The following is a 14,033-nucleotide window of genomic DNA, read 5'->3' on the forward strand; positions in this document are numbered from 1 at the left end:
CAAATAGTCACAAATGGCAGCCAAATTCACATCTAAACAATTAATTTATCTGATAAATAACCCAAGACGAGGAAACTTGAGGTTTTTTTATGAGAAAATTTCTGACCACTATTTTTCTTTGCTTGCCTCAGGTTCTTATTGCTCAGGAAACCACAAACTCAACCACACCAGAACTGTCGGAAAAGCGCGAGTTGGTTGGCTTCGGCTGGCTGTTCACTGACGATCTAATCGGAGACGATCACGACCGCTGGCAGACGTCATCACTCAATCTCTCTTGGGTACTCGCCCGGGGCTGGGATGGAGAATTGCCAGAAGTATTCGGCGACGTGATCGAAATACGCGCCTATACCCAAATGATTTCGCCAGAAGACCTCGTCAATCCAAGCGCGAGCGATAGGCGGTACGCTGGCATTCTATCTTTAGGGGCATTCACGCACTTTCAACGGCGAAATACCCAGTTTACGTTGGGGGCCGAGTTGGTTGCGGTTGGGCCTCAAACCGGTGTCGACAACCTCCAAACCGAATTTCATAAACTGATCGGCAGCGTTGCTCCTTCGCAAGCGGTTCTGGATGACCAGATCTCAAATGATTTCTACCCAACAGCAGTCGCTGAAATCGGTCGTGAGTTGTCTTTGGGATCGTCCACGCGAATACGTCCCTTTGCCTCTATTCGCGCAGGTGACGAAACCCTGGCCCGGTTAGGGGTTGATATTACTTTTGGACAGGTCGGCCGCTCAGAACTGCTTGTGCGTGACAAGATAACTGGTCAGCGTTATCGCACGATGCGTTCCGGTCCAAAGGGGTTCACCGGTGTCGTTGGCTTTGACGCGGCCTATGTAGCCGACAGCGCATATCTTCCGAGTTCTGGTAATGCCCGGCTCGAGCATGATCGTTACCGCGCTCGACTTGGCCTGAACTGGGACGCCAAATACGGAACTTTGTTTTACGGAGCGACGTATTTAGGTCGCGAATTCGATCAGCAACCGGAATCGCAGGTTGTCGGTTCACTGAACTTCAAAATCTGGTTCTGAAGACGGGATACCCAGTCAGGTTTGGGCCGTCTCATCATTCAGGCTGAGAGCATCCCTGACATCAACCGTGTTCGCTCCACCTGTGATTGCCTCAAGGGCCGATGATAGGTCGAACTCGGCAGTTCCTGTTCGACCGGACTTTCTGCACTCCCTCAAGTAGTCCGCTGTTGTTCGGAGTTCGAACATCTTGGCGTTCTGGCGGTGCGCGGTTTCCAATGCCACACGAAACTCCGCTTCGGCAGGCCCTTCTTCCGAACTTACCAGTGCAAAAACCCTGTCCGTCTCGGCCTGTGCCCATCCCTCGTTCGTACGATTGTGTTGTCTTCGTGCCTCCAGCAACGCACGCATTGCACCTTCTCTGTCGCCCGTCCGTAAAGTGACCTCGGCTATCAGTGTCAGAAAGAACGGTCGGTAGTTTCCCGCACCACTCGCCCACCAGGCCTCTGATGCATTTTGCAATGCGCGGATCGTTTCTGGTTTGGGTGCCACATAAGCCTCTACCCAACTCCGCCAAACAGCCGCTGTTAGGGTCATAAAGGTAAATGAGTGCTTGGCTGAAACTTCTTCCAGCTGCTCAACGGCTGCGATGACATCATCCGGTTCGCGACGCAAAAGATGTAGCATACACAGATAAGTAAGGGACTGTGCAACGCTATGAGCGTGCTCAAGCTCTCGCGCGGCAGCAACGGCACGTTCCTGAATCTCAAGCGCCTTGTCGGGGTCGCCTCGCATCCACATGGCAAGACTGAGAAAACAGGATGTTATTGCCGCATGATCCGATCCAAAAATGTAGGCGAGATGCCCATGGTTTTCGCGATCGTACAGCGCGAGCGCTTTTTCCAGATGCTCATGCGCAAGGTCCAACTCGCCAATATGAAACAGCACGGCGCCCATTGCTCGGTTAGCCACCATCACGTGCTGCGTTTCACCAGTTGTGTCAGCCAAACTCAATAATTGTCCTGCAACATCCCGGGCCAAGTCATACTCGGCACGTACTAAGTGATATGAGTACAAACCGTTCAGAACGGGAAACAAGTGCTTTGACTCCTCAACACGTTCACACAAGTCTCGTATCCGGGCGTAAACCGCACCTGTTTCATCCGCAGCTATACCTTCAGTCGAGCGCAGAACGCCCGCCCGAAGAACTTGTATCTCGATCTCTTTCCGGTCGCGCTCGATGCTCTGATCCTGCTCACTCAGCTGCTGAACTGCCAACGCAAGCTGAGTGTTCGCCTCAATGTTAGCTGACCGCTTAACTGCCCTCTGTCCTGCAAGATAGCGGCAATCGATGGCTTCGCCCCCCATCCCGGCTATGGTGTAGTGATGCGCAAGAATCTCAGGGCTCGCGTCTCCGATGTGCGAGTCCTCTTGGTTCAATGCCTGCGCGACCCGAGCGTGGAGAACACGCCGCTCACTTTTTAAGAGGCTGTTGTAAGCAGTGTCACGGATAAGAGCGTGACGGAAGCTAAAGGTTTCCAGGTTTTCAGCATCAGAAATGGTTACGATGCCTGCGTCCACCAGCAATTCCAAGCCGGCGCGCAATGGTTTTTCCCCGAAACGGGATACTTTAGCGATTAACGGATAAGAAAACTGAGGTCCGATCACCGCGCCGATCTGGGCCACTTCCTTGGCCGAACTCAATCGATCCAAACGCGCCATTAGAGCATCATGAAGCGTGCTGGGAACCGAGTTGGCTGGGGATGTATCCACCATTTTGTAGGTACCCGGTCCGGCGGTCAGTTGTCCGGATTCAAGAAGATCTTTCGTTACCTCTTCTACATAAAGCGGCACGCCATCCGACCTAGCCGCAATCAACTCGTAAATTTCGTCTGAGACTGGTTTGCCGCCCGTGACCTCGTTCACGATGTTTTTGACCTGATGATAGTCCAGTTGCTTCAACAAAACCTTGGTTAGGTTTGATTGAAGCGCCCAGCCAGGGTCGAATTCCGGCCTGAACGTCATCACAACCAGAACTGGCAGATCCCGGACTCGTTCCACGACCTGATCCATCAGCACTTTCGTCGTTGGATCAATCCAGTGCGCATCTTCGAACAAAAGCAAGACTGGTTTATCCGAAGCCGCAGTGACTAGCTTTTGGATCAGCATTTCCAACGTTTGATCCATGACCTGTCGTGGGGACAAATCCAACGCCCCCAACTTTTCCTCGAACGGAAGCGATAACAACGACGCCGCCAATTTCAAACTTAAGTCGGATTGATCCCCCAAGATGGCCGATAGCTTTGCAAGCTTTTGGTCGTTTGTATCTTCCGCACGAAGACCCGCAGCATTCTCTAACCTGCGTATGGCAGGGTACAGTGCACTGGCGAAATGGTAAGGAGAGCACTGATATCGAAACTGAGTATGCGATGTCTCTGAAAGGTTTTGGCGCAACTCTTCAATCAGCCGGGATTTACCAATACCCGCCTCGCCTGACACTAGTACAACCTGACCCTGCCCCGTACTGGCCAGCTTCCACTTTTCCTGAAGTGTCTCATATTCCTGCGAGCGCCCAACTAAGGGTTTTAACAGCGCTCCATCCAAGGCCATAAACCGGCTGATCGTTTCGCGGGCACCCGTTACCTGCCAAGCTTCGACCGCCTTCACAAAGCCTTTGAGTTTAAACGCCCCCCGCAGAACATACTCGAACGCATCACCCGCCAACTGATGAGTAGTAGGCGCGACAATCATTGTGCCGGGCTCTGCCATGGCTTGCAGCCGCGCGGCCAGATTAGGCGTCTCGCCCATCGCCGTACCGTCTTCGAACATCTTTTCGCCACGCAGGTCACCAACAACGACCAACCCTGTCGCAATCCCTATTCTGACATTCAGCGCGGCATGAGTTCGGAGTTCTGGTATTTCCTTTATTATGCGCAGCCCTGCACGAATGGCCCGTTCAGGGTCATCTTCATGCGCATGAGGGAAGCCAAAGAACACCATGATCCCGTCGCCATAGTAGCTTGCGATATGGCCATCAAATGCTGCGACTGACGCTGCGCATGTCTCTTTAAAAAGCCGCAGAACCTCCGCCAGGTCTTCTGGATCGACGCGTTGAGAAATTTCCGTTGAGCCGACCAAGTCTATAAACATGACCGTCAGCTGTCGTCGTTCCGCGACGATCGAGGGGCCGAGCGCGGTATTCTGCGGGTGACTGCCGCCCTGCGCGCTGTCGCGAACCGCTTTCATGAAACGCCGGCGCGGCCCAAGAGGCAGCCCGATTGTAACAAGATCTTCGTCCGTCAACTCGGTCAGGTCACCAAGCTCAATTTCATGATCGGAAAACGCACCGGCATATTTGGACAATCCATGTTGCTGAAGCCAGAGCGCAATATCGGACATTTATTCGTTTCGCAGACCGCCAATGCAGATTTTTACTCTGCCTCGAAGCGGCACGCATCTCCCTGATGGTTTGCCTTCTCAGATTAATAGGAAGTTCTTGAGCAGCCGTTTCACATTGAAGAACGACACTCTGCCTGCGGTCAAGGGATTCATCATTCACTGAAGCGCCAGTAGAGCCCTAAGCCTCTGGGTCTCAACCTTCACTCGTCAGGTATGCGCGCCCTAAAAACCGTGCTGGGAATAAAGGAAATCATCGGCTTCAGTTTTTGGTTTTAGGCCCGAACTTGAATAGAAACATGTCAACGCAATCATCCAAAACATTCGACGCTTCGACCTCAGCATCTTTACCGACAAGGAACTTGGGCCAGAAGAAGAATGCTTTAGCGCCCGCAGTTAGCAACTCGGTGGCATAGTTCGGGTCCACTTCCGAGAGTTGCCCGTTTTCAACAGCGCCGGCGACAATCGATCGTACCGGGTTATTGCTCATTTCAGCCCGAGTAAAAATACGGTGCGCCAACTCAAGATCGCGCAGGTATTCCGTCATCATCATTCGGTTGAGATCAACGTACCGATCATCGGTAATCGCTTTGATGAAGTCCCGCAGCGCGGTGATCAGTTGCTCTCGGACAGGCTTCTCAGGGGTATAAGGCTCAGACGAGATAGCTCCGGTTTCTGCAACGATGATCTCAACGATTTCGTTAAACAGCCCCTCCTTGGTCGGGAAGTGGTTGTAAAGCGTACGACTTGATACGTTCGCTAATTTGGCTATCCGAGTTGTGCGCGCACCCTCAAACCCGTGGAGTCTGAACTCTTCCACAGCCGCATCTATAATATTTTTTCTTTTCTTTTCAGTCAGCTTCATTGTTTTCACGTAAATTGTAAGTTGAGCTGTTTACTTTTTCCGCACCCACACATAAGTAAACAGTGGAACTTACTTTTGCAAGACCAAGTGGTCAACCAACCCGAAAGGTAAAACCCGATGTCGCAGAACAACTTCGCAGCAGGCGTTAATAAGGTCAGTTTTAAAAGCAAGGGCATCACCATCGTAGGAGACCTCTACCTTCCTGCCGATTTTGATGCGAGTAAAACATATGAAGGCATCGTCATGACGCCGCCTTTCCCACAAGTGAAAGATCAGGTTCTGGTCAACTATGGGCCAAAGCTGGCCGAGCGTGGATATGTTGCGCTTGGGTTCGACTACAACTCCAAAGGCGAGTCCGACAGTTACCAAGAAGGCTTCCGCGACGACGAGGACTTCCCTCGCAAATGGGAAGACCTCCGCAACGCGATTTCTTTCCTTGGCTCCCTTCCCTTTGTGAGCTTAATCAACGGGCTAGGCTTCTGCGGTGGCGGCAACATCATGTCCTCGACAATCATCACCGACCTGCGCGTCAAAGCGTTTGCTTCGGTTAGCGCAATGCTTGCGACAGACATGATTCAGTTTGCTGACATGGATGCCTTTAAAGCCCGAGTAAAAGCCGGCAACGAAGCACGCCAGAAAATGTTCGAAACTGGTGAAGCGCTAAATCATGATTTCTTTGGGTACACCGACCCTGATTTCTTGGCGAATAACCCCGGCATTCCCCAAGGGATGGTCGAAGGTTATGACTACTACGGAACAAAGCGCGGCGGCACCGAAACCTATCCAAACTTCACCAAAGTAATCATGTCAAATGCCGAGGAATCCGGGGTTTTGAACCTTGGTGAACAATACGCTGACAAGATGCTGCAACCCTTTTGTGGCATTGTCGGAGCAGTAGCAGAAACCGCGCCTTGCACCAAAGTTTTCTTCGACAAGGTGACCTCTGAAAAAGAATATCACGAGATCCCAGGCGCAAGCCATGTCGGTCTCTACGACATTCCGGAAAACATCGCGCAGGTGGTCGATATCGTTGACGCCTTCTTTCAGAAACACCCAAATCCTGTCGCTTAACTGAATAACTCAAGCAGGTAGGACTACCTGCTTGCCCTCCTCCGAACTCGAAAGATCAAATCAATGGCTACGACAAATCCCTTTGGTCCCAAAGGCTGGACCCCCGAACGTGTCGGCGATCTTACTGGCAAAACCTATGTGATCACCGGTGCCAATGCCGGTGCAGGCTATGAGGCTGCCAAGATTTTCCTCTCCAAAGGTGCAGCCGTGGTGATGCTGAACCGCAGCGTCCCAAAGTCTGAGGCCGCAATCGCCCAATTGAAAAATGAGGTTGGTGCTAATGCAGATGTACGCTTCATTCAGATGGACTTGGCCGATCTGGATTCCGTCCGCAAAGCGGCAGAACGAGTAGTCGCCGAAGTGCCTCAGATTGATGCGTTCATCGAAAACGCCGCGATTGCGCAGGTTGCGTCTCAGCGACTGACCGAGGACGGATTCGAGAGCCAACTTGGCACGAACCACTATGGTCACTTTCTGCTGACCTGTTTAGTTTTTGACCATTTGGTTGCCTGCCAGTCCCGTATCGTGATCGTAGGCAGCAATGGCCACAAAATGGGTTTGAAGCGTCTTCAGCTGGACGACATGAACTTTGACAAAAACTACAACCCGCACATCACCTATTGCCACAGCAAGTTCGCCCAGATGATGTTTGCCTACGACCTTGAGCGTAGAGTGAAAGCCGCCAACTTGCCGGTGTCGGTTCATGTCTGCCATCCGGGCATGGCTAAAACCACGCTGGCACAAGAAGAGTCGGCAGGCTTTATCAAGTTCATGCTCAAAGTCGCTGCTCCTTTTGCACAATCCGCCGAACGTGGAGCTTGGCCCGAAGTTCTGTGCGCGACCGAGAGCAACCTTAAGGAAACGGCCTATTATGGCCCCACCAAACGTGGCGAGATGGCAGGCCCGGTTGGTGAGAGCACCTTGGAGACAGGCGTATTGAACCAAGAACAGGCCGAAAAACTCTGGTCGCTGTCTGAGAAGGAAACCGGCGTTAGCTGGGGTCTCTGATTGCAGAGTTGGGAAACGAAACACAGCGGCCTAGCGTCGCTGTGTCCATAACCCACTACTGAAGGTTCAGACAAACTCAGTGCCTGCATGATGATGACAGGCGCGGTTGAACCAAGGGCGACAAAAAGCACGCTCGAATTCACGCTCTCCAATCAATCCAAAGGTGGTTGATCCAGTTCCACAAAGGTTAGGAAACGTATTACTGGCTCGCCGCAAAACACTTCGAGACCAGTCCCGGCAATCCCAAAAAAATAAGTGATATTAGTCAATAATTTACAAAAACCACTCCACAGAAACTCACTTAACACCAGCCTATCCATGCCTAAGGTGAACGCGTTTTGGGAACGGGCTACTATCCTGCTGGGGCACTTTACACAGCACCTAGTCGGTTCCAAAAAAACGTTTGGAACTCAGCTCATTACTCAGATAATCTAGAACTAATATTCTCATAAAGTGGGAATACCTTTTACCAAACCCGGGAAAAGAAAGACTAGATGCCTCGCCACTCCGCACCCAAAGACCTCAGCCTTAAGTGGCTGGAGCTCTTTCAGATCTGTGCACATAAAGGTTCGCTTCAGGCCGCCTCCGAGGAAACCGGCCTGACCATCAGTACTGTCTCTCATCACCTGCGCAATCTAGAAGATCACCTCGGTGTTGAGCTGTTCAACCACTCTCGTCGACCAATGGTGTTGACCCCCAAAGGTCAGGTTTTTCTGCGGAATATTGACGATGCATTATACGCCATTCGCAAGGCCAAGGCAGAGGCTTCGGCTGGCAGCATCGCGGAGGCAAGCTATCTAAGGGTCGGCACGATTGAGGATTTTGTCAGCGACATCATCCCGGAACTGGCCGTTTTCCTGTCTGGTGTCATGCCTTCATGTGACTTCATGTACCAAACGGACTCTAGTCACGCGATAATAGAAATGCTGCGGAACCGGCATCTTGATCTGGGCATCACGACTACCCCGGATGATAGGATGCGTGACCTCCAAGACCGTCCATTGCTGCGTGATCCGTTCGTTGTTGTCCTGCCCCGCTTTAGCGAGCAATCCTTGGCTGATGTTGTCGAGGGACGCACAAAGTTACCGTTTCTCCGCTTTTCCAGTAATCTGATCATCGCCCGACAGATTGAATCCCAGATGCGGCGTTTAGGGTTTTCTGCCCCCTCCAACTTTGAATGCAGTAACAATCAGACGCTAATGGCAATGGTCGCCGCCGGGGCTGGCTGGACCATCACGACGCCTCTTTTGTTCTCACGCGCTAAGCGGTTTGAGTCCAAGCTCAAAATGCACCGTTTTCCGAGCAAAAGCTTTGCCCGAACTTTGGCAATTGTCGCCACACCTGACTGCTCCAGATCCGTATTGGAACTGATTGACAGCAAGATGCGCGAACTCCTTCATGAACACGCTATTTCGTCGCTGCACGAACAAGCGCCGTGGCTCATAAACAGCTTCAAACTGGTGGACTAAACCGAGCTCAGCACAACAGGATATTGAATCTGGATCGGATTTCCTTTTCTTGCTCTGAGGTAAGATAGGTCGGCTTGTGTTCACTAAGGATCTCGCGAGCACGGTTCTTGGCGCGCGACCAGGCATCCAAAGCCCCGTTTTCAGCCCACGTCCGAGGTTCATCGCGATCCGCTAGCGTAGGGTAAAAGTAGTCCCGTTCCATCGCTGCATAGGTGTGCTGTCCACCCAGAAAATGGCCGTCGCCCAAAACCGCATCGCAGATGGCCTCGAAACCAAGATTCTCATCCGTAACCTCTATCCCTCGCAATGCGCGGTAAGTGTTGGAGTGCATTTCGTCGTCCAGCATAAAGGCCTCGAAACTGGCCCCCAGAAGCGACGCGGTCATGCCTGAGCTTTCATAGATCAGGTTGCCCCCCGCAAGCGCCGCTGCCATTGAGGTTATGCCCTTTTCCATTCCGTATTGCGCGTCGATCGCCTTGGCGTCGGTCATCGAACAAGCAACGCCGGACGGCAGGCCGAGCCAGTTCGAAAGCTGGGCCGAAGCCGCGTTCAGGACGGCCGTTTCTCCGCTGCCACCGGAAAATGCTCCGGTACGCAGGTCAATCACAAGCGGCCAGTTCGAGAAGACCATCGGATAGCCGGGCTGAATGGCATGCACCATCAAAAGCGCCGCCAAGGTTTCGGCCAAGGACTGCGCCAGGAACCCGGCCAACGTTGCGGGTGCGGTAGCCCCCGCCTGAGCGGCGGTAATACAAGATATCGGGATGTTGTGCTTAATGCACTCATAGACCACATCCACGGCATCCTCACCGTAGCGCATGGGTGAAATCATTGGGCTGATATGCGCCTTCATGAACGGTCGTTTTGAGAACTCTCCAGGGCCTCCTGCGGCGATATCCAACATCTCAACAATTGGAGCGACATACTCAGCAAGGGTAAACGAAGTCGCCGTTGGCTTGGTTGTGTTTTTGAGCAGCGCAAAAACGGTGTTTACATCCAAGTCGAAATTATCCGGCACATCGGTGGCCACGCAGCAACGCGTGAACCAACTAACATTGGCCAGCGTGTCCTGAAGCCGGGTAAAGTCGTGTAAGTCCTGCAGTGTTGAAGACCGATAGAGCCCGCTGTCCATATCAAGCGTTTGAACCGCAGCTCCACCCGTTCCGAAATGCACCTTGTTTCCGCCTACTTCGATCGATCGTGAAGGGTCGCGGCCATGCAGGATAAAAGTCTTTGCTGCCTGATCAATTGCCTCTTCGACCAGAGCGGGCGGAAACAGCACTCGCCCTTTGCCGTTGTCGGTTGCACCGATGGCCAGAAGGTCGGTTCGTAATCTGTCCGGCACCTCGCCAATACCCAGCTTCTCCAACAAGTCTAGCGCTGTATCGAAGATGCGGCGTAGATCGCCTTCGCTCAGAGGTTTATAGGCACCGCCAATTTGCCCTGGAGGGCATGGGTCCATTGCTGGTTTTGCCGCTCGCTGCGCCAGACGCTCTCGACGTCCACCTCGTTTTCCACGCTGTCCAGCCATTCCAAGTCCTTTGACGCAGGGATTTTGGGTGCAATCCAAGGGGGTTAGTGGAGCGTTGTTCAACATGTTCGTTCAAAAATCCGAAATTATTAAACTCTAATTTCGATTTTTTGAAAAACTGGCTCTGCACGATTGCGCTGGAAGGCAATCTGCAAGCGTATCTGTAGCCAATAGTCTCGGAGGCGCTCTTGTCATGAAATCTCGCACAAAGGTTGTTGTTATCGGTGGCGGCATTGCCGGCTGTTCGACGCTTTATCATCTCACTCAGGAGGGATGGAGCGACGTGGTACTGGTCGAGCGCAACGAATTGACCAGCGGAACCACATGGCACTCCGCGGCGCAGGTGACGAACTTTGGCATGAACCAAACGATGGTCGGTCTGAAAACGCATTCGATCAACCTGTACAAAGAGCTCTCGGAAAATCCTGAGTACCCAATCAACTACCACCACGCCGATGGCGGCATCCGACTTGCCAACACCGAAGCGCAGATGCAGGGCTATCGCCACTTTGCGTCGATGGCCCGAGGAATGGACGTCGACTTTGAGGTGATCGACGCCGAAGAATGTGCCCGCCGTCACCCACTGATCTCGACTACCAATCTGCTAGGCGGATTATGGGATCCTCTGGATGGCGACATCGATCCCGCTCAGCTGTGTCAGGCACTGGCCTATCACTCCCGCAAGGCCGGGGCTGAGGTGTATCGCAATACGCCGGTTACCGCGCTGACCCAGCACAAGGATGACACCTGGACCGTTCACACTGAACATGGCGATATTGATTGTGACATCGTCGTCAACGCCTGCGGATATCGGGTGAACGAAGTCGGCGCGATGATGGGCGTTCACCACCCCGTCGCTTCGATGGAGCACCAGTACTTCCTGACTGAGGACATTCCCGGTATCGCCGAAGCCGGTCATCGGATGCCTTTGCTGCGTTGCCCGATCAGCGATTACTACAGCCGACAGGAAAAAGGCGGTCTCTTGGTCGGCTTCTACGAACAGGACTGTAAGACCTGGGGTATGGATGGCATCGACCCGAACTTTGTGAACGCTTTGTGTCCGGATGATCTGGAACGCGTCATGGACGTTTTGGCCGGGGCCTTTGAACGAATGCCGGCGCTAGAGGAAACGGGCATCCGGTCCATCGTAAACGGGCCGATCACCTATACGATCGACGGCGCGCCATTGGTTGGACCAATCCCCGGCAAGCGAAATGCCTTCTGTATCATCGGTCTGCGCGCAGGCCTTGGAGAAGGTGGAGGGCACGGTTGGCTTCTGGCGCAGCAGATCGTGCACGGCGAAGCCTGCTACGACACGTGGTGCCTCGACCCTCGTCGCTTTACTGGACACACTAATGTCGAACTGACCTCGCTCAAAGCTATCGAGGATTACCAGAACGAGTTCCGGTTCCATTTCCCCCACGAGCATCGCCCAGCAGGACGTCCGGCAAAGACAACCCCTTTGACCCCGATCCTGGCCGCCGAAGGTGCAGAGTTTACCGTGGTCAACGGATGGGAGCGGATGGACTACATCAAGCCCTCGCCCGATTTCCACCCCACGCTTAGCTTCACTTTCGACGAAGCATTCGACATCATCGCCGGGGATGTGAAGAACATTCAACAGAACGTTGGTCTGTGCGAAGTCAACGGCTTTAACCGGTTCGAGATCACTGGTGCGGATCGCCACAGTTTTCTTGCTCGCATGTTCTGCGGCACCGTCACCAAACGCGACGGTCGAGTGGGCCTCGGGTACTTGCTGAACCATCATGGCATGGTCAAAGCCGAAGCAACGGTCGCCAACCTCCCCGCTTCAGACCGTGGGCCAGAACGGGTTTGGTACGGCTCTGCAGCGGCAAGCGAATTCCACGATATGGATTGGCTGACTCAGCATATCCGCAAGGACGAAGACGTTCAGATCCGCTCAATGACCAATGATCAGACCATTCTGGTATTGGCCGGACCAAAAGCGCGTGATGTGCTTTCCGCCTGTTCGCGCGGCGACTGGTCGAAAGAGGCCTTCCCTTGGCTCTCTGTGCGTGAGTGTTTTATCGGGTTTTCTCCTGCCACCGTAATGGGTGTCAGTTTCTCAGGCGAACTAGCCTACGAAATCCACGTCCCCAACGCGTCGCTGTACGCTGCATATCTGGCCTTGCGCAAAGCGGGCGAGACGCATGGATTAAGGCTGTTTGGCGCCCGCGCAGTTGAATCGATGCGTATGGAAAAGGGCTTCCTGCATTGGAAGGCCGATATCCTTACAGAATTTGACCCCTATGAAACCGGTTTGGACCGTTTCGTGAAACTCGACAAAGGCGACTTCATCGGCAAAGACGCACTACTACAGCGTCAGGCCGAGGGACAACGAAAGCAGTTGATCACGCTCAAGATCGACGCTTCTCATGCGCCTGCTCATGGCGGGGCGTCTCTGATGCAGGATGATACTGTGGTTGGAACGATTACGTCTGGCGATTGGGGGCACCGGGTCGGAATGAACTTGGCTTATGCCTTCGTCGATCCATCGCTCGCCGATGAAGGCAGTAAAATGAAGCTCAACATGTTTGGGGATTTGGTGGACGCGGAGGTCATCGCGTCATCGCCTTACGACCCTGACCATAATCTAATGCGCGGTTGAAACAAACGTGGGCTATGTTTCCTCCTAACTAGCCCCATGCTTCCGACAGACCGACTTTCCAAAAAACAAGGATCCAATAATGCACCTCGCCCGCTTTCCCCGATTGCACCTTGCCCACTTGTCCACACCGTTGGAGCCAATGAAGCGCCTTTCTGACGAACTGGGTGTCGAGCTATGGATCAAGCGTGATGATTGCACCGGTATGTCCACCGGCGGCAACAAAACCCGAAAGCTTGAGTTCCTGATGGCCGAGGCCGTGGAACAAGGTGCCGATATGGTGATGACTCAAGGCGCGACCCAAACCAACCATGGCCGTCAAACAGCCGCCTTCGCTGCCAAACTGGGACTGAAGTGCCATATCTTGTTAGAGGACCGGACTGGCTATCAAGATGGTAATTATAACACCAACGGCAACGTTCTTCTGGACCACCTACACGGTGCCACGACCGAGAAATTCCCGGGCGGTCATGACATGCCAGCCGAGATGGAGCGCGCAGCAGAAAAGATGCGCGCCAAGGGGCACAAGGTTTATGTCATCCCCGGTGGCGGCTCGAACCCGACAGGCGCGCTTGGCTATGTGAACTGCGCGTTCGAACTGCTGTCGCAGGCCAATGACGCGGGGCTAAAGATCGACCGAGTGGTGCACGCCACCGGATCGTCCGGAACACAGGCCGGGCTGGTGACGGGTTTGTGCGCGATGAATGCCCAAATTCCTGTACTGGGGATCGGCACGCGTGCACCCCAACCGAAACAAGAACAGATGGTCTATGATCTGGCTTGCCGTACTGCTGAAAAACTGGGCTGCCCCGGAGTGGTAACGCGCGAAGACGTGATGGCAAACACAGATTACGTTGGAGAAGGCTATGGCCTGCCAACCGAAAGCGGTATCGAAGCTATCCGCATGTTTGCAGAACTCGAAGGCATTTTGTTGGATCCCTGCTATTCCGCGAAAGGCGCTGCAGGTTTGATCGACTTGGCCCGCAAAGGGGAATTCAAGGACGAACGCGTCGTCTTTCTTCATACAGGCGGCGCAGCCGCGCTGGGCGGCTACGACTTTGCCTTTGACAACAGCAACCGCTGGGTAAACCTGTAATCA

The 14,033-nt window shown here is 53.5% G+C and carries 9 protein-coding genes; 6 read left to right on the forward strand and 3 right to left on the reverse strand.

Annotated features, from left to right (window positions below):
- Window positions 1-89 precede the first annotated feature (89 nt).
- Complete coding sequence (locus ACR0EO_RS06425) at window positions 90-1,031, forward strand: lipid A-modifier LpxR family protein (RefSeq protein ID WP_480688108.1); 942 nt, start codon at window positions 90-92, stop codon at window positions 1,029-1,031.
- Between the two features lie 15 nt (window positions 1,032-1,046).
- Here ACR0EO_RS06425 and ACR0EO_RS06430 read toward each other — a convergent pair whose 3' ends face one another.
- Window positions 1,047-4,367, reverse strand: coding sequence for an AAA family ATPase (locus tag ACR0EO_RS06430; RefSeq protein ID WP_480688110.1), 3,321 nt, complete (start codon window positions 4,365-4,367; stop codon window positions 1,047-1,049).
- Between the two features lie 259 nt (window positions 4,368-4,626).
- A complete protein-coding gene (locus ACR0EO_RS06435; protein WP_480688112.1) occupies window positions 4,627-5,229 on the reverse strand; it encodes a TetR/AcrR family transcriptional regulator in 603 nt (200 codons plus the stop codon).
- Between the two features lie 117 nt (window positions 5,230-5,346).
- Here ACR0EO_RS06435 and ACR0EO_RS06440 point away from each other — a divergent pair, with 117 nt between their 5' ends.
- From ACR0EO_RS06440 to ACR0EO_RS06450, 3 genes are all read left to right on the forward strand, one after another.
- A complete protein-coding gene (locus tag ACR0EO_RS06440; protein WP_480688114.1) occupies window positions 5,347-6,300 on the forward strand; it encodes an alpha/beta hydrolase in 954 nt (317 codons plus the stop codon).
- Between the two features lie 63 nt (window positions 6,301-6,363).
- Complete coding sequence (locus ACR0EO_RS06445; protein WP_480688116.1) at window positions 6,364-7,308, forward strand: SDR family oxidoreductase; 945 nt, start codon at window positions 6,364-6,366, stop codon at window positions 7,306-7,308.
- A 494-nt stretch (window positions 7,309-7,802) separates the two neighbouring features.
- Window positions 7,803-8,777: a LysR family transcriptional regulator gene (locus ACR0EO_RS06450; RefSeq protein ID WP_480688118.1), complete on the forward strand. Its 975-nt coding sequence runs from the start codon at window positions 7,803-7,805 to the stop codon at window positions 8,775-8,777.
- Window positions 8,778-8,784: 7 nt separating this feature from the next.
- Here the strand turns inward: ACR0EO_RS06450 and ACR0EO_RS06455 are convergent, their stop codons facing one another.
- Complete coding sequence (locus tag ACR0EO_RS06455; RefSeq protein ID WP_480688120.1) at window positions 8,785-10,308, reverse strand: trimethylamine methyltransferase family protein; 1,524 nt, start codon at window positions 10,306-10,308, stop codon at window positions 8,785-8,787.
- Between the two features lie 193 nt (window positions 10,309-10,501).
- On the opposite strand from ACR0EO_RS06455, the gene ACR0EO_RS06460 reads away from it, so the two are divergent.
- Window positions 10,502-12,937, forward strand: a complete 2,436-nt coding sequence (locus ACR0EO_RS06460; RefSeq protein ID WP_480688122.1) for a GcvT family protein — start codon at window positions 10,502-10,504, stop codon at window positions 12,935-12,937.
- Window positions 12,938-13,016: 79 nt separating this feature from the next.
- Window positions 13,017-14,030, forward strand: a complete 1,014-nt coding sequence (cuyA, locus tag ACR0EO_RS06465; RefSeq protein ID WP_480688124.1) for a D-cysteate sulfo-lyase — start codon at window positions 13,017-13,019, stop codon at window positions 14,028-14,030.
- Window positions 14,031-14,033: the final 3 nt, after the last annotated feature.

This window comes from Ruegeria sp. BE9 (genome assembly GCF_056538765.1).